Source organism: Kitasatospora sp. NPDC050543, from assembly GCF_044457565.1.
Classification (GTDB): domain Bacteria; phylum Actinomycetota; class Actinomycetes; order Streptomycetales; family Streptomycetaceae; genus Kitasatospora.
Genome location: NZ_JBITGZ010000005.1, coordinates 61,594 through 77,351, shown reverse-complemented (window position 1 = coordinate 77,351; position 15,758 = coordinate 61,594). Strand labels below are relative to the sequence as shown.

The 15,758-nt window shown below is 73.3% G+C and carries 13 protein-coding genes and 1 pseudogene; 8 read left to right on the top strand and 6 right to left on the bottom strand.

Features of this window, described 5'->3' with window-relative positions; genetic code table 11:
* Nucleotides 1–249: 249 nt before the first annotated feature.
* The 4 genes and pseudogenes from ACIBH3_RS07945 to ACIBH3_RS07930 all read left to right on the top strand — a co-directional run.
* Nucleotides 250–1,560 carry an aminotransferase class I/II-fold pyridoxal phosphate-dependent enzyme gene (locus tag ACIBH3_RS07945; RefSeq protein ID WP_396311045.1) on the top strand — a complete coding sequence of 437 codons (1,311 nt, stop codon included), beginning with the start codon at nucleotides 250–252 and terminating at the stop codon, nucleotides 1,558–1,560.
* A gap of 183 nt (nucleotides 1,561–1,743) precedes the next feature.
* Entirely contained in the window at nucleotides 1,744–2,523 is a 780-nt protein-coding gene (locus ACIBH3_RS07940) for an SDR family NAD(P)-dependent oxidoreductase (RefSeq protein WP_396311044.1), read from the top strand.
* A 25-nt stretch (nucleotides 2,524–2,548) separates the two neighbouring features.
* Nucleotides 2,549–5,440, top strand: a complete 2,892-nt coding sequence (locus ACIBH3_RS07935) for a BTAD domain-containing putative transcriptional regulator (RefSeq protein WP_396311043.1) — start codon at nucleotides 2,549–2,551, stop codon at nucleotides 5,438–5,440.
* Nucleotides 5,441–5,475: 35 nt separating this feature from the next.
* Nucleotides 5,476–5,898 (top strand): annotated as a pseudogene (locus tag ACIBH3_RS07930) (FAD-dependent monooxygenase); the annotation flags it as partial.
* On the opposite strand, the gene ACIBH3_RS07925 reads toward ACIBH3_RS07930, so the two are convergent.
* Complete coding sequence (locus ACIBH3_RS07925) at nucleotides 5,851–6,048, bottom strand: hypothetical protein (RefSeq protein ID WP_396311042.1); 198 nt, start codon at nucleotides 6,046–6,048, stop codon at nucleotides 5,851–5,853. The pseudogene ACIBH3_RS07930 and the gene ACIBH3_RS07925 overlap by 48 nt on opposite strands.
* 121 nt (nucleotides 6,049–6,169) lie before the next feature.
* Between ACIBH3_RS07925 and ACIBH3_RS07920 the strand changes: the two genes are divergently transcribed.
* A complete protein-coding gene (locus ACIBH3_RS07920; protein ID WP_396311041.1) occupies nucleotides 6,170–6,739 on the top strand; it encodes an FAD-dependent monooxygenase in 570 nt (189 codons plus the stop codon).
* Here the strand turns inward: ACIBH3_RS07920 and ACIBH3_RS07915 are convergent.
* The 4 genes from ACIBH3_RS07915 to ACIBH3_RS07900 all read right to left on the bottom strand — a co-directional run bounded on the left by ACIBH3_RS07915 (nucleotide 6,678) and on the right by ACIBH3_RS07900 (nucleotide 12,007).
* Nucleotides 6,678–8,387, bottom strand: a complete 1,710-nt coding sequence (locus ACIBH3_RS07915; RefSeq protein ID WP_396311307.1) for a SulP family inorganic anion transporter — start codon at nucleotides 8,385–8,387, stop codon at nucleotides 6,678–6,680. The two genes, ACIBH3_RS07920 and ACIBH3_RS07915, sit on opposite strands and share 62 nt — an antisense overlap.
* Nucleotides 8,388–8,662: 275 nt before the next feature.
* Nucleotides 8,663–9,271, bottom strand: a complete 609-nt coding sequence (locus ACIBH3_RS07910; RefSeq protein ID WP_396311040.1) for a hypothetical protein — start codon at nucleotides 9,269–9,271, stop codon at nucleotides 8,663–8,665.
* A 309-nt stretch (nucleotides 9,272–9,580) separates the two neighbouring features.
* On the bottom strand, nucleotides 9,581–10,819 hold the full coding sequence (locus tag ACIBH3_RS07905; protein WP_396311039.1) for a glycosyltransferase: 1,239 nt from the start codon (nucleotides 10,817–10,819) through the stop codon (nucleotides 9,581–9,583).
* Nucleotides 10,820–11,065: 246 nt separating this feature from the next.
* A complete protein-coding gene (locus ACIBH3_RS07900) occupies nucleotides 11,066–12,007 on the bottom strand; it encodes an NAD-dependent epimerase/dehydratase family protein (RefSeq protein WP_396311038.1) in 942 nt (313 codons plus the stop codon).
* Here ACIBH3_RS07900 and ACIBH3_RS07895 point away from each other — a divergent pair.
* The gene (locus tag ACIBH3_RS07895) at nucleotides 11,996–12,886 is read left to right on the top strand and encodes an alpha/beta hydrolase-fold protein (RefSeq protein WP_396311037.1); all 891 of its coding nucleotides are present in this window, start codon (nucleotides 11,996–11,998) and stop codon (nucleotides 12,884–12,886) included. The genes ACIBH3_RS07900 and ACIBH3_RS07895 overlap by 12 nt on opposite strands.
* Before the next feature lie 343 nt (nucleotides 12,887–13,229).
* On the opposite strand, the gene ACIBH3_RS07890 is transcribed toward ACIBH3_RS07895, so the two are convergent.
* Complete coding sequence (locus ACIBH3_RS07890) at nucleotides 13,230–14,066, bottom strand: alpha/beta hydrolase (protein WP_396311036.1); 837 nt, start codon at nucleotides 14,064–14,066, stop codon at nucleotides 13,230–13,232.
* Between the two features lie 212 nt (nucleotides 14,067–14,278).
* Here ACIBH3_RS07890 and ACIBH3_RS07885 point away from each other — a divergent pair, with 212 nt between their 5' ends.
* On the top strand, nucleotides 14,279–15,133 hold the full coding sequence (locus ACIBH3_RS07885) for an S-methyl-5'-thioadenosine phosphorylase (RefSeq protein WP_396311035.1): 855 nt from the start codon (nucleotides 14,279–14,281) through the stop codon (nucleotides 15,131–15,133).
* 73 nt (nucleotides 15,134–15,206) lie between these two features.
* Nucleotides 15,207–15,752, top strand: coding sequence for a hypothetical protein (locus tag ACIBH3_RS07880; RefSeq protein ID WP_396311034.1), 546 nt, complete (start codon nucleotides 15,207–15,209; stop codon nucleotides 15,750–15,752).
* Nucleotides 15,753–15,758: the final 6 nt, after the last annotated feature.

Below are 15,758 nucleotides of genomic sequence, written 5' to 3'. Positions count from 1 at the left end.
GCCTCGCCCGAGCAGGAGGCCGTGCAGGTCGCAGCCGTTCTCCGGCCCCGCCGCGGGCCCGTGGCCCCGTGGTTGTGTCGAGTGGGGACCAAGGGGCGCGGGTTCAAGTCCTGCCGTCCCGGGGCGGTTCGGAGGTTCCGGGCCGCGCAGGGGAGAGCCCCGCCGACTCGCTCAACTCCCCGTAACCTTCGCGGATGTCCGGCGTTAATCCCATAGTCCGACCGGCGTATGGTCCGAAGGGAAGCCGCTATGGCCACTGTGCCGTACCAGAGTTCTGCCGACACCGCCGAGAGGCTGATCGCGGAGGCGATGAGGCGGGGCACCAGCCATCTGACGACCGGGCTCGACGCGCCCGCGGGCACGTACCTGCGGATCGGGGGCAGGGATCTGGTCAACTTCGGTACCTGTGGCTATCTCTCCCTGGAGCAGGATGAGCGGATCCGGCGTGGCGCCGTTGACGCGATCGAGCGCTTCGGCGTCCAGTTCTCGGTCTCACGCTCGTACGTGGCGTCCGGCCTGAACCTCGAACTGGAGGCACTGCTGCGGGAGATGTACGCCGGTCACCCGGTGCTCGTGTACTCCTCGACGTCGCTGTGCCACATCTCGGTGCTGCCGGCGCTTTTCGGGGCCGGCGACGTCGCCGTGCTGGACCAGCAGGTCCACTTCAGCGTCCAGACGGCCGCCCAGCTCGTCCGGCAGCAGGGGGTCGAGCTCGCGATGGTGCGGCACGGCGACCTGGCCGCGCTGGAGCGGCGGCTCCGGCGCTCGCGGGCCACCGGCGAGCGGGTCTGGTATCTGCTGGACGGCGTGTACTCGATGTTCGGTGACGTCGCGCCGGTCGAGGACCTCGTCCGGCTGATGACGGCGTACCCCTCGCTGCACCTCTATGTGGACGATGCGCACGGCATGAGCTGGTACGGGCGGCACGGTGCGGGCTACGTCTTCGAGAAGCTCGGCAGGCGCCTGAGCGAGCGCGTGGTGCTCGTCACGACACTCGCCAAGGGCTTCGGGACCATCGGCGGCGTCGCCGTGCTTCCCACCGAGCGGGCGTTCGACAAGGTCCAGGTCAACGGGGGGCCGCTGATGTACTCCCACCCGCTTCCGCCTCCGATGCTCGGGGCGGCGATCGCTTCGGCGAGGATCCATCTCTCCGACCACATCGAAGGCCTCCAGAGGGAACTGGCGGAGCGCCGGGAGTACTGCAACGAGCTCCTCGCCGCCGCCGGCCTGCCCGTCGTCTCCGACCCCCGGACACCGGTCTACTTCATCGGACTCGGCGAGCCCGAGGTGAGCTACAGCATGGTGCGGCGGATGCTCGACGAGGGGTTCTATGTGAACCAGTCGTCCTTCCCCGTCGTCCCCCTCAAGAAGTCGGGCCTGCGCTTCACCCTCACCCGGCATGTCGACCGGGATCACATTCGGGCGCTGGTCGAGGCCGTGGCGCACCACCTCCCGCAGGCGCTCCACGAGGCCGGCCGCACCATGACCGACGTCCGGGCCGCCTTCGGGTGCATGCCGCCCGAGGCCGGCGCGGCCCCGGTCCCGGACGGATCGAGGTGAAGCAACGACCTGCGACGCGGTGAGCGGCCCCGTCCGCGTCGGCCTCGACACCCGGCGGCGCACCCCGGTCTCCGGGCGGTGAGCCGGCGGTGAGCCGGCGGTGAGGGCGCGGTGAGCGGTCGTCGGCAGTCTCTGGTCATCGCCGGATCCGCCGAGGGCCGGCCACGACGAGGGAGCATGATCATGGGTGAGCTGACCGGCAAGACGGCGCTGGTGACGGGCGGGTCGCGGGGGATCGGGCGGGCGGTCGCGCTCAGGCTGGCCGCGGAGGGCGCCCTGGTCGCCGTGCACTACGGCGGCAACGAGGGCGCCGCCAAGGAGACCGTGACGCGGATCGAGGCCGCGGGTGGCCGGGCGTTCACCGTCCAGGCCCGCTTCGGCGAGGACGCCGCGGTGGACCGGCTGTTCGAGGGGCTGACCGCGGGGCTGGCGGCACACGGTGCGGACGGCCTGGACATCCTGGTCAACAACGCGGGCATCCTCTCGGGAAACCCGATCACCGGGGTCACCCCGGAGGAGTTCGAGAGGTTGTGGGCGATCAACGTCAGCACGCCGTTCTTCGTCATCCAGCGGGCGCTGACGCAGCTCAACGACGGTGGCCGCGTCATCAACATGGGCTCGATGGCCAGCCGGTTCGCCGTCTCCACGCAGATCGCCTACACCGTCAGCAAGGCGGCGCTGGAGTCGATGGCCCCGTCGCTGGCCAATGAACTCGGGCGGCGGGGGATCACGGTGAACACGGTGGCGCCCGGCGCCGTGCGGACCGACATGACGGCGGGCCACACCGCGATTCCGGAGGTGGTCGCGGGGCTGGAGGCCATCACCGCGCTCGGGCGGCTCGGTGAGCCGGAGGACGTCGCCGACGTCGTCGGCTTCCTGGCGGGCCCGCAGGGGCGCTGGGTGACCGGCCAGACCATCGACGTGTCGGGCGGGACGTACCTCGGCCCCATCGTGCCGGCATGATCGTATCTGATGGATAATCACCCGCATGCGGTTCGGAATCCTCGGTGAGACCAAGGCGTGGCGCGACGACGGGGCCGAGATTCCGCTCGGCGGACCGGCCCGTCGAGCGCTGCTGGCCCTGCTGCTGGTCCGCCCCGGTGAGGTGGTCTCCGCCGACCGGCTGGCCGAGGAGGTCGACCCGGCCGGCGCGCTGTCGGCGCACGCCGTACAGTCCCAGGTGTCCAGGCTGCGGACGGCGCTGGGACCGACGGCGGCGATCGAGCGGGCAGGAGCGGGCTACCGGATCGCGGTCGAGCCGGACGCCGTGGACGCCTGCCGGTTCGAGCGGCTGGCCGGCCAGGGCCGTGCCGCGCTGCGGGACGGCGACGCGGACCGGGCGGTCGCGCTGCTGCGCGAGGCGCTCGGGCTGTGGCGGGGGCCCGCGCTGGCCGAGATCGCCGAACGCGAGTCGGCCCGGGCGGCAGCGGTACGGCTGGAGGAACTGCGGCTCGCAGCGCTGGAGGACCGGTTCGAGGGGGCGCTGCGCCTCGGCGAGCACCGCGCGGCCGTACCGGAACTGCGCGAGCTCGTCGGCCGTCACCCGCTCCGGGAGCAGCTGGCCGTGCTGCTGATGCGCGCGCTGTTCGCCGAGGGCGGCCAGGCCGAGGCACTGGTGGTGTTCGAGGAGACCAGGCGGCACCTGGCCGAGGAGCTCGGCGCCGACCCCTCGGCCGAACTGGCCGCCCTTCACCGGGAGCTGCTGAGCGCAGACCCGGCGCCGTCGCCGGCCGCGCCGCCGGCGCAACTGACCTCCTTCGTGGGCCGCGCCGGCGAGGTGAACGTGACCGCGGAGCTGCTGCGGGTGGCCCGTCTGGTCACCCTGGTCGGCCCCGGCGGTGTCGGGAAGACCCGGCTGGCCGTCGAGCTCGCCGGCAGTGTGGCCGACGAGGTGTGCTTCGTCGAGCTGGCCCCGCTGCGCGACGGCGCCGCGCTGCCGCAGGCGCTCCTGAGCGCGCTCGGCCTACGGGAGACCGGGCTCCACCTGGACGGTGCGCGGGCACCGCTCGACCGGCTGATCACGGCGCTGTCCGACCGGGTGCTCCTGTTCGTCCTGGACAACTGTGAGCACCTCGTCGAGGAGAGCGCCGCGCTGGTGGCGCGGCTGCTGGCGACCTGCCCACGGCTGCGGGTCCTGGCCACCAGTCGCGAGCCGCTCGGCATCATCGGCGAGAGCCTGCAGTACGTGGGGCCGCTCGACGAGGACGCGGCCGTGCGGCTGTTCACCGACCGGGCCACCGCCGTGCGGCGCGGCTTCGCGGCCGATCCCGCTCTCGTGCGCAGGATCTGCACGGCGCTGGACGGCCTGCCGCTGGCCATCGAACTGACCGCGGCCAGGCTGCGCACGCTGGAGATCGCCGACCTCGCTGGACGGCTGGACGACCTGCTCGGGATCGCCGCGCGCGGCACCCGTACGACCGACCAGCGCCATCGGACCCTGCGCTCGGTGGTCGCCTGGGGCTGGGACCTGCTCTCCGATTCCGAGCGGCGCGCCGCCCGACGGTTCGCGGTCTTCACCGGCGGCGCGTCGGCCGAGGTGGCGACGGAGGTGTGCGACACCGACGGCGAGACGCTGGAGTCGCTGGCCGACAAGTCCTTCCTGCAGGCCGGCCGCGGCCGGTACCGGATGCTGGAGACGATCCGTACCTTTGCCGCCGAACAGCTGGCGGCGGCGGGCGAGCAGGACGTGGCCGGGCGCGCCCACGCCCGGTACATCCGGCAGCTGGTCCGGACCGCCGACCCGTACCTGCGGACGGCCGAACAGCTGGAGTGGCTGCCGGTCGTCTCCGCCGTGCACGACGACCTGCTGACGGCGGTGCGCTGGGCCGTCACGGCGCGGGAGGCGGGGGCGGCCCTGGAGCTGCTGGCCTCGGCCTCGGCCTACCTGTGGATCCGTGGCGCGTCCACGTCGGTGGCGCCCCACGCCGCCGCACTGCTGGAGACGATCGGTGACCGGCCCCCGGCCGGCCTCGGTGAGGAGTACGCGGTGTGCGTGCTGCTCGCGGCGTCCGGCGGTGCCGGGCAGCCGGTCTGGCAGCAGCACCGTGCCGCGGCCGAAGCGGCGCTGGCCGCGGCGTGGCCGGGCGAGCGGGCAGGCAGCTACCCGGTCGCGCTCCTGGTGTGGATGATGCGCAACGCCGGCCAGGCTCAGGCCGCTGACCGGCAGAGCGCGTTCGAGCTGGTCTCGGCGCAGCGTGACTGCCCCGAACCGTGGGCGCGGGCGGTGGCCCGGTACGTGTCGGGATTCGGATTCCTCGGTGCGGGCGACACCCCGGAGGCCGAGCACGCCTTCACGCTGGCCGGTGACGCGTTCGGTGCGCTCGGCGACCGCTGGGGAACCGCGCTGGCCCTGGACATGCTCGCCGGACTGGCCGCCGGGCGCGGCGATCGACTGGAGGCGGTCGCGCTGACCGATCGGGCCCTCGCCCTGACCGAACAGCTCGGCGCCCTGGAGGACGCCGCCGACCTCCTGGTCAACCGGGGTGACCAGTTCGCCGCCGACGACCTCCTGGCGGCCGGCGCCGACTACGCGCGAGCCGCGGAGCTGGCCGTCGGCGCCGGCAGCGCCGACGGCCTCGCGGCCGCCCTGCGCGGGCAGGCCGACCTCGCCCTGTCGGACGGCGACCTGACCACGGCGCAGCGGCTGTACTCCGAGGCGCTGGAACGGATCGACCCGCACTGGATCAAGGCCCTCGGCAACCGGGTGCGTACGCTCGCCGGACTCGCCCGCGTCGCCGAACTGCGCGGTGACCACGCCACGGCCCGGACCCGCTACCGGGCGGCTGCCGAATCCGTGGCCGAGGTCGGCCACGACGCCCCGGCCGTGCTGCGCCTGCTCGGCCTTCCCGAGAGCGTCGTCGAGGCGGTGAGCCGGCGGTGAGCCCGCGGTGACCACCTCCCGGCAGGCTCACCCGCATGAAGAACCGCAACGTGCTGATCTCCGGCGCCTCCGTCGCCGGCCCCGCCCTCGCCTACTGGCTCCACCGCCACGGCTTCGACCCCGTCATCGTGGAGCGCGCCCCCGCGCTTCGCGAGGGCGGCTACGCCGTCGACTTCCGCGGTGAGGCGCATCTGTCGATCCTGCGCCGGATGGGCATCCTGGGAGAGCTCGAACGCGTCCGTACCGGCACGGGCTCGATGTCCTACGTCAACAGCGCCGGCAAGCCGCAGGCCGAGCTGCCCGCCGACCTGTTCGCCGGCGATCTCGAGATCCTCCGCGGCGACCTGGCGCGGATCCTCTACGACGCCACCAAGGACCACACCGAGTACCTCTTCGGAGACTCCGTCACCTCACTCACCGAGGGCGCCGACGGCGTGAGCGTCACCTTCGAGCGGGCCGCCCCGCGCAGGTTCGACCTGGTGATCGGCGCCGACGGGCTGCACTCCAACACCCGCCGGCTGGCCTTCGGCCCCGAGGAGCGCTTCGTCGAACACCTCGGCGTCTACTGCGCGATCTTCACCACCGCCAACCACCTCGGCCTCGACCACACCGGGCACGCCTACCGCACCGCCGGCAAGCTCGCCGCGATGTACAGCGCGCGCCACAACACCGAGGCCAAGGCCAGTCCTCTACTTCGGTTCACCGGACCTGGGTCTGGACCGCCGGGACGTGGTGCGCCAGCAGGCCGTCCTCGCCGAGCACTTCACCGGCAACGGCTGGCAGAGCGACCGGCTGCTGCACGACATGCGGTACGCGCCCGACTTCTACTTCGACTCCGTCGGGCAGGTGCACATGGACACCTGGACGCGTGGCCGGGTCGCCCTGGTCGGCGACGCCGCCTACTGCCCCTCCTCCCTGTCGGGCATGGGCTCGGGCCTCGCCCTGGTCGGCGCGTACGTGCTCGCCGGAGAGCTGGCCGCCGCCGACGGCGACCACCGCATCGCCTACGCCCGCTACCAGGAGCGGCTGCGCGAGTACGCGACCGGCTGCCAGAAGATGGGAGAGGGCGTCGCCAAGCTCATGGTCCCCGACAGCCGCCTGATGGCCTCGGTCCTCAACCGCTACTACAAGGTCATGCCCTACCTGCCGGGAAAGAACATGGCCGCCAGGATCGCCCGTAGGACCGCCGAGAACATCACGCTCCCCGACTACCCCGACGGCCCGGCTCCGGCGGGTCTCAGCCGGCCGGCGGCTCGTCGGGCGCACCGGGAGGCGATCCGCCGGCCGGATACGCCCTGACGGCGTCGATCAGGTTGCCGAAGACGTGCTCGGGCGGGATCCGCTGCCACAGCTCGTAGACCTTCAGGGTGTCCACCAGGGCCGCGTCGGGACGCGCGAGGACGAACGTGACGCGGCGTGCGGCGAGGAAGTCGAGGAGGCTGTGCAGGCGGAGCCCGGCGGAGTAGTCGACGTCGGCGATCCCCGCGGCGTCGAGCACCAGCCAGCGCACCGGATCGGGTGCGTCGTCGACGAGGGCCTTGACCTCGTCGGCGAAGCGGCTCGCGTTCGCGTAGAAGAGCTCCGCGTTGAAGCGGAAGACGATCAGGCCGGGCGCGCTCTCGATGCCGGGCTCGGCGACCGTGTACGTGGGTACGCCCTCCTCGGTGACCCCGACCACGAAGTCCTTGGGGCGGTACTCCCGCCGGATGACCTCGAACAGGGACAGTGCGAGGGCCAGCAGGACGCCCTGCTCGACGCCGATGCTGAACACCGCCACGGCGGTGACCACGGCGACGACGAACTCGTTGCGGCGCCGGGCATAGATCCGTCGGAAGCCGCTCACGTCGACGAGGTCGAGGCCGACCAGGAAGACGATGCCGGCCAGCACCGCGAGGGGCATGTCGGCCAGCAGCGTGGTGAGGACCAGCACGACCAGGAGCGAGATCAACGCCATCGTGAGGTTGGCGACCTGCGTCCGGCCGCGCTGCTGGTCCAGGATCTCCGTCTTGGTCGGGGAACCGTTGACGACGAAGGTCCCGCTGAGCCCGGCGGCGACGTTGGCGACCGAGAGGCCGACCAGGTCGCGGTCGATGTCGACGCGGTCGCCGTGCCTCGTGGCGAAGCTGTGCGACGTCGCCGCGCTCTGGGCCAGGATCAGGACGAAGCAGGAGACCGCCACCGAGAAGACCTGGGGCACGTCGCCGGGGGTCAGTCCGGACGGCAGGCCGATCGGCGGGAAGCCGCCCTCGACGGCACCGACGACCGCGACCCCGTGGCCGGCGGCGTCGGTCGCCGTGGAGAGGGCGATCAGCGCGACCACCGCGAGGATGGAGCCGGGGAACCTGGGCAGGAACCGCTTGAAGCCCACGATGATCACGATCGTGGCGGCGCCGTAGGCGAAGGTGAGCCAGGAGACCTCGTCGAGTCGGGACAGCCAGGACCACTGTTGCTGGAACCAGTTGCCGCGGCCGCCGGGGATGCCGAGCAGGTCGGGAATCTGAGCCGTCGCCACCTGGATGCCGACGCCGGTCAGGAAGCCGATCAGGACGGTGGCCGACAGGAAGTCGGCGAGGAAGCCGAGCCGGAGCAGGCGCGCGGCAGCCAGGACGGCGCCCGACATCAGGGCGATCAGGCCGGCCAGCCCGACCCACTGCGGCGAGCCCGGTGTGAGGTCGGCGATCCCCAGTCCGAGCAGGCCGGCGGAGAGGATCGCCGCCGTGGCGGAGTCCGCACCGACGACGAGCAGCTTCGACGAGCCCAGCAGCGCGAACGCGATGGCCGGGAAGATCAGCGTGTACAGGCCGGTGACGATGGGCATTCCGGCGATCGACGTGTAGCCCATGACCTCGGGGATCGCGACCGCGGAAAGCGCCACCCCGGCGAGCACGTCCCGGCTCAGCCACGCCCGCCGGTACCCGCGCAGTGACGCGGGCACCAGCCTCGTCATGCCAGACACGCGGACACCTCACAAGCGGCCGTCGAACTCGTACGCTCTCATGGTGGCCGTCGAAGGACCGTCGTCCCGGCATTTGCCCCGAGTCCGCGGTGGCGCCGTACAGGACCAGGACGCACAGCCGGACCGGCCTCCTGAACCGCACACGGGTTCGGCGCCGAGGAGGTCGCGCGGCTGCACCGGAGGCACCGCGGGGTACGCGGTGCCTCCGGTGTTGCGCGGTCGGAGTTCGCGGTCGGTGTTCCGCGATCCGGGTCAGGCGGTCGAGGTCAGGCGCGGGCCATCTGCCACGCGCCGACGAAGTCGCACGCATAGGAGCTGAACACGGTGATTCGGTAGCCGGGAGGAATGGGCGATCCCGAACAGGCCCAGATCCCGGGGTAGATCTGCTCGTGCAACCAGCTACCGATGCCGTTGCATCCGGCGATGGTGTGCCTGGTCATCACGTACCCGGGCACGATCGGTGAGCCCGAGCACGTCCACATGTTGTTGTGGACGATCTGGTGGTACCAGCCGCCGAGTCCGTCGCAGCCCCGGCTGTCGTAGTTGGTGATGACGTACCCGGGCACGATCGGTGAGCCGGAGCACGTCCAGATCCCGTCCTGGACGGGCTGCTGGTACCAGGCGCCGGCGCCGTTGCAGCCGCCGGTGTTGTGGCCGGTGATGACCCACCCGGCCGGAACGGGCGCCCCCGAACAGGACCACTGGCCGGCGGGCCAGCGCAGTTCTCCGTTGGTGGCGGCGCCGGCTGTGCCGGCGGAGGCGCCGACGAGGATGACGGAAGCCATCAGCGCCACCACCCCCGCCATCGCGGCGATCCGGCTGCGGACGAATCTCGGCGCCGTACCGCTCCACAGTCGGCTGATCTGGCTCTTCATTGCACACCTGTCCTTCCGGCATGGTCGCTCGACGGCCCCGATGGCAAAGAACCGCGGTGCGCTGCCCGCCCCGGGACGACGGGACCGGCAGGTCTACGGCGGTGCGGTCGAAACACTGTCAGATGCACGACACGTAAACCAGAATGAATTTCAGCCATCATTCCTAAGCTGATGTGAATTGACTGATGTGGCCGATGCCAGGGATCGACGCGGACGAACGGTGTGCCTGCCCCCGCGGAAGGGCACGCCGAGGCGGTGGTGCAGCCCGGCGCCGGGCCGCACCACCCCTGGTTCGGCGATCGCGCGTGGTTACGCGGACACCGGCGGCCGATCCTGGCCGACGGCGTCGAGCAGCAGCTTCGCGGCCACCGTCGCCCCGTCGGTGCGGAAGGTGCCGGCCACGGCGGCCGCCCGCGCGCGGGTCTCGGGGGTGAGGGCCGCCTTGAGCGCGACGGACAGGGACTCGGTGCTCGGGGTCGGACCGTCGTGTGCCGCGCCGATGCCCAGGTCGGCCACCCGGCCGGCGAAGTACGGCTGGTCCGCCCCCTGGGGTACCACCACCTGGGGCGCGCCGGTCAGGGTGGCGGTCGTCGTGGTGCCCGCACCGCCGTGGTGCACGACGGCTGCCGCCCGGCGGAACAGTGCCTGGTGGTTGACCTCGCCGACGACGAAGCAGTCGTCCCGGTCGTCGATCAGGGCCAGGTCGGCCCAGCCGCGGGAGAGCACTGCGCGGCGGCCCTGCGCGCGGATCGCCTCGATGGCCGCCCGGGCGACGTCCTGCGGGGCGCTCACGGGCGTGCTGCCGAAGCCCACGTACACCGGTGCCGTGCCGGCGTCCAGGAACGCCACCAGGTCGGCGGGGAGCGGGCGTTCGTCGGGAATGACCCACGGGCCGGTCTGCACCACGTCGAGGTCCGTCGGCTGCCACGGGTCCAGGGCCGGGTCCGTGGCCAGCCACGGCTGGTCGGTGAAGGCGTAGTCGCGGACGTTGTCCACCGGCGGCAGGCCGACCGACGCCCGTCGGGTGTTGAGCATCTCGCCGAACATCGCGTTCGCGATCTGGGCGTCCTGGTCCCACAGCGCCTGATTGTCGGTCACATCCGTCGGCAAGGACTGGCCCCGCCGCGCGGGCGGCCGGCGGTACGGCGACGGTAGGAGGACCGGCTGGTGGCTCGCGTGCACGTAGCGGATGCCCAGCTTCTCGGCCACCGACCGCGCGCCGGTCGTGGCCGGCAACGGGCCGGTCGCCACCAGCACATCACACCCCTCGGCCGTGGCGGCGAGCGTGTCGAACTGGGCGTCCATCAACTCGGCCACGCGCTGCGCCAGACCCACCGCCGACCCCGGCGTCACCGAGGTCACCAACGGGCGCACCGGATTGCCGGTCGGCACCACCTCCACGCCGACCACGGCCAGCCGCTCCGCGAACTCCTCATCCGGCGGCGCGCACACCCGCACCTGCGCGCCGAGCTCCCGCAACCGCACCGCGAGTCCCGCTATCGGTTCGACGCTCCCGCGCGACCCGTACGCCGACAACACCACACGCATTCGTGACTCCTGTTTCCGCTGCTCTGGCTCAGGTCGGCAATTCTGCGGCACGACGGGGGCCTTGCCGCAAGGCCCCCGGTGCGCTATGCGTTGAGAGTGGCAAGGAGCGGACACTCTCCTCTCCCCTTGGCGTCCGCAGTGTTCGGACAACCTCCCGGCGAAGCACGGACTCTGACGCGCCGTCCCATCCTGACCCTGCCGGCGGGCGCCGCGCGAGAACAGCCGCCGCGAGAACCGGCGCAGCTGTCAGCCCGTGGTGCCCGGCCGCTCGCGCCACCAGTCGACCGTGGCCTTGACCTGCTCGTCGACGGGGGTGGCCCGTACCGCGAACTCGGCCTCGTAGGCGCCGGAGTCGACTACGAACGGACGGTCGAACTGATAGCGGACCTCCCTCAGCTCGCGGAGCAGCGGGGAGACGAGCGACGCCACGGCCAGGACGGCCGACGGGAGCCGGCGCACCGGGACCGGCCCCGTGCCCGCCTGGGCGGCGAGGCGGTCGACCATCTGCCGGGTGGACAGCGGGGGCTCCGTCGGCACGTGCCAGGCGCGCCCCCAGGCCCGTTCCTCGCCGGCGAGCTCGACCAGGGCCCGGGCCACGTCGGGGAGGTAGCTCCAGCTGTGCGGGGCGTCCGGATCCCCGAGCGTGGAGACCGGCTTGCCGCGCAGCACCCGCGGCACGACCCGCGCGGCCAGGTGCCCGCCGTCGGTCACGCCGGGGCCGAAGAAGTCCGAGGCCCGCAGCTCGACCGCCTTGATCCGGCCCTGCTCGTGCAGCTTCCGCGCCTGCTCCCAAACGGTGGCGCGCACCCGCCCCTTGGGGCCCGTCGCCGCGAGCGGAAGCTTCTCGGTCATGGGGCCGTCCACCGGCCCGTACCCGTAGAGGTTGCCCAGCATGACCAGGACGGCCCCGGTCGCCTCGGCCGCCGCGCAGACCGAGGAGGCCAGCGGCGGCCATTCACTCACCCAGTGGTGGTAGGGCGGTGCCGCGCAGCTGTGGATCGCGGCCGCGCCCTGCGACACCTCGATCAGTCGCCCGGTGTCGGTCGCGTCCACGGTGACGTGCTCGATCCCGGGCTCCGCGCTCCGGCCCGACCTGGTGACGACCCGTACCGAGTGCCCCTGCTCGGCCAGCAGCCGAGCGGTGGCGGCGCCCGCGGGCCCGAATCCTAGAACGACATGAAGGCTCACGCCTGCACACTAGCGCGCCGGTGTGTGCTGCCCTCGTGTCAGGTGTCCGCAGCCGTAGGGATGATGGCCTTCCGGCTCCGCCTCACTCCGTCTCTCCCGCTCCTTCCGGAGGGATGCGTGCGAGGTGCTCGGCGAGGGCCTGGAGGACGAAGAGATTCGGGATCTCGGACGCCACGGCTGCCAGCACCCGCCACTGCCCGGCGACGGCAACGGCGAGAGCGCCGTCGCGGATCTCGATCCGCCGGATCTGCGGCCATCGCGCGGATCATCGACGCCAACCTGCGCACCCTCGCCGACAAGGGCCACCGTGCCGTCGTCGGACTGTCGATGGGTGGCTACGGCGCACTGCACTACGGCGAGGCCCGACCGGATCTGTTCGGCCATGTCGCCTCCCTGTCCGGCGGCATCGACCTCGGCATGGCGGAGATCCGCGCAGCCGTCCTGGCCACCGAACTCAACATCACGGGCGCGTGGTGCGCGGTGAGCACCTCCAGCCCGGCCGGCACCGGCCGATGCACCGGCTACGGCCCGTACGTCGACAGCGACGCGATCTTCGGCTCCCCGTACCCCGTCTTCAACGCGGATCACGTCTGGAACGAACTCAACCCCGCCGCCCCGGCCAACCTGGCCAGGCTCGCCGGGGCGGACGTCACGCTCTACACCGGCAACCAGCTGCCCATCGACCACTTCACCGAGATCGCGTCGAAGAACGTCAAGGCCCGCCTGGACGGCCTCGGACTCCGCCGCCGCCTGGTCGACTACGGCAACGGGTCGGTGCTGGCGCCCAGCTGCGACGGCGGCCACAACTACGGCTGCTGGGCCCCCGCGATCGCGGACTACATCCCGCAGCTCCAGGCCGCGTTCGCCGCGGCGGGCTGACCTCTCCACGCCATCCGAGGCGCGCGGCCGCAGCAACTGCCGGGCCGGCGCGACGCGGTCGAGCGCCCGGGACGACGTGCCCCTCTCACGGCGACGGCGCAACCGCGGAGAACTCTCCGCGGTTGCGCCGTCGCCATCGCTGGCCGACCGCCCGCGAATTCGGCGCCCGGCCGGTGCTCAACGACTCGGCGGTGCTCAACCCGCGGTCCGGCCCGGAACCCTCGCGGTGCGCGCCGCCACCGAGCGGGCCGGCGACCCGCGCTGACCCCGTGCTGACCCCGGGCGGGCCGCCGACCGCGGGCTGCCACCGGCCCCGCCGTACCGGTGGTCAGGCGTCGGGTGCTCAGGCGTCGGTGGTCACGCAGGAGTCCGGCAGGGTGCCCAGGCTGGAGACCCGCGGCACCGGCGGCAGCGGCAGGCCGAGGCCGCCGGGGGCGTCGCCGCGCAGCGCGAGCGCGGCGGACACCTCGCGCGGCAGCTCGCGCAGACCGAGCAGTCCCGCCGACAGCCGGGCGGTCGCCCGGTGCCAGTCGCCGATCCGCTGGAGCAGCGCGTGCCCGCTGCCCGTCACCGTGTACCCGCATGTCCGCGCCCCCGCCGCCCGGGCACGGGCGGCGAACAGGCGGGTGTCGGCCGGGGCGGTGACCCGGTCCCGGTCGCCGTGCAGCATCACCACCGCGCGGCCCTCCAACTGCGCGCACGGGTCGTCCTGCGGGCACCACGGCGCCAGCGCCACCACGCCCGTCACGTTCGGGTGGCCCGCCGCGCGCAGCGACGCCCGCCCGCCCATCGAGTGGCCGACCAGCACGGTCGGGATGTGGCCGAGCTCCTCCGCGAGGTCGTTCAGCGCCGCGGCGGCGTCCCGGGCGGCGTCCGCGCGTTCGTCGTTCCAGCCGCGGTGGCGGTAGCGCACCACCCCGATCGCCACGCCCTCCCCGGCGGTCTCCCGGCGCAGTGCCCGGACGAAGCCGCGCATCCGCAGCCCCGGCGGATTCAGCCACCCAGGCCGCGACAGGCCGTGCTCCTGCCCGCCGTGCAGCACCAGCACCGCCGCCGCCGGCTTCTCCGGCAGGACGCGCCACACCAGCGCCTGGTGCCCGGCCGAGCCGCCCCTGCCCGTCCGCCTCGCCACCGGCCGGTCCACCGGCCCGTCCGCCCGTCTGTCCGCCTGCCTGTCCACCCGCGCAGCCTTCCGCCGTCGACCCCGGCCGAGGACCTCCCTGGCCCCGCCGTGGACCGCCACTGTACGCGCCGGGCCGCGCCGCCGAGGGCCGTCCGGGATTCGTAAGACCCGAACCACGGGAGCACCGCGCGCTCCCCCCTAGGGTGGACGGCGGACCCGGCACCACGTGCCCGGGCAACACCTCCGCCCGCGAGCGAAAGGCTGACCGCATGTCAGACACCACGGGCCCCGCCAGGGCCGAGATCGGCGTGATCGGCGGCTCAGGCCTGTACGCGCTGCTCGACGACGTCACCGAGGTCACCGTCGACACCCCGTACGGCCCGCCCAGTGACTCGCTCTTCCTGGGCGAGGTGGACGGTCGCCGGGTCGCCTTCCTGCCCCGCCACGGCCGCGGCCACAAGCTGCCGCCGCACCGCATCGACTACCGGGCCAACCTGTGGGCGCTGCACTCCCTCGGCGTGCGGCAGGTGCTCGGCCCCTGCGCGGTCGGCGGGCTGCGCCCCGAGTACGGGCCGGGCACCCTGCTCGTCCCCGACCAGTTCGCCGACCGCACCTCGGGTCGGGTCCAGACGTACTACGACGGCTACCCGCTGCCCGACGGCACCGTCCCCGAGGTCGTGCACGTCTCGATGGCCGACCCGTACTGCCCGGCCGGCCGGGCGGCCGCCCTCGCCGCGGCCCGCGACGCGGCCTGGGAGCCCGTGGACGGCGGCACGCTGGTGGTGATCGAGGGCCCGCGCTTCTCCACCCGCGCGGAGTCCCGCTGGTTCACCGCCAACGGCTGGTCCGTCGTCGGCATGACCGGCCACCCGGAGGCCGTCCTGGCCCGCGAGCTGGGCCTCTGCTACACCTCGCTCGCCCTGGTCACCGACCTGGACGCGGGCGTGGAGAGCGGCGAGGGCGTCACCCACGCCGAGGTCCTCGCCGTCTTCGCGCGCAACGTCGACCGGCTGCGCACCGTGCTGTTCAAGGCGCTGGCGGGCCTGCCCGCCACCCGCGACTGCGTCTGCTCGCACGCCCTCGACGGCCTCCCCACCGGCTTGCCGGGCGTGCCCTCCCCCTGACCGGGCGGAACCCGGCGGCCCCGGCCCGCGTCCCGTCCGGTGTCCGTGGTTGATCACCGAGGGGGAGTGCAGGGTGAGGCTGACGTTCGAGGGTCCGCCGGCGTACGGTCTGGGGCCCGACCCGGATCTGGGGCTCTGGCTGGAGCAATGGGGCGAGTATGCGGACCGGATCGTGCACCTCGGGGTGGACGACGGCCGCGGGCACGGGCAGCTGTGCTGGGACGTCCTGGCGCCGACCGGGCTGCTCGCGGCCCACTGCGGGCAGTGCGAGCACGGACACGGCGGTCCGCGCAGCCCCGGGCAGCTGGAGTCCGCGCTGCGCCGGCGGATCCCGCCGGACGAGGTGACGCCGTGGGTGGCCGCCACGCTCATCCGCGACCTGGTGTACCGGAGCGGCGGGGACGGCTCGATGCGGCCGGTGGCCGAGGCCATCGCCGGCGCACTGGCGGCGCTGCTGGGCCCGGACGCGCACTGGCGGGCCAACGGCTTCGCCGCGTACCGGGAGGGGGCGGAGGGCAACGTCTCCTGGTCGCCCGTCACGGAGGCGACCTTCGACGCGGCCGTGGTCGGTATCGGGAACGGCCGCGCGGTGGTGATCGTCGCCACCGGCGAGGACTGAGCCCGG

Bases quoted from the DNA above. Each gene is read 5' to 3' on its own strand.
- ACIBH3_RS07940 (WP_396311044.1), top strand. From the start codon at position 1,744: ATGGGTGAGCTGACCGGCAAGACGGCGCTGGTGACGGGCGGGTCGCGG.
- ACIBH3_RS07905 (WP_396311039.1), bottom strand. From the start codon at position 10,819: ATGCGTGTGGTGTTGTCGGCGTACGGGTCGCGCGGGAGCGTCGAACCG.
- ACIBH3_RS07945 (WP_396311045.1), top strand. From the start codon at position 250: ATGGCCACTGTGCCGTACCAGAGTTCTGCCGACACCGCCGAGAGGCTG.
- ACIBH3_RS07910 (WP_396311040.1), bottom strand. From the start codon at position 9,271: ATGAAGAGCCAGATCAGCCGACTGTGGAGCGGTACGGCGCCGAGATTC.
- ACIBH3_RS07915 (WP_396311307.1), bottom strand. From the start codon at position 8,387: ATGACGAGGCTGGTGCCCGCGTCACTGCGCGGGTACCGGCGGGCGTGG.
- ACIBH3_RS07895 (WP_396311037.1), top strand. From the start codon at position 11,996: ATGAAGGCTCACGCCTGCACACTAGCGCGCCGGTGTGTGCTGCCCTCG.
- ACIBH3_RS07885 (WP_396311035.1), top strand. From the start codon at position 14,279: ATGTCAGACACCACGGGCCCCGCCAGGGCCGAGATCGGCGTGATCGGC.
- ACIBH3_RS07935 (WP_396311043.1), top strand. From the start codon at position 2,549: ATGCGGTTCGGAATCCTCGGTGAGACCAAGGCGTGGCGCGACGACGGG.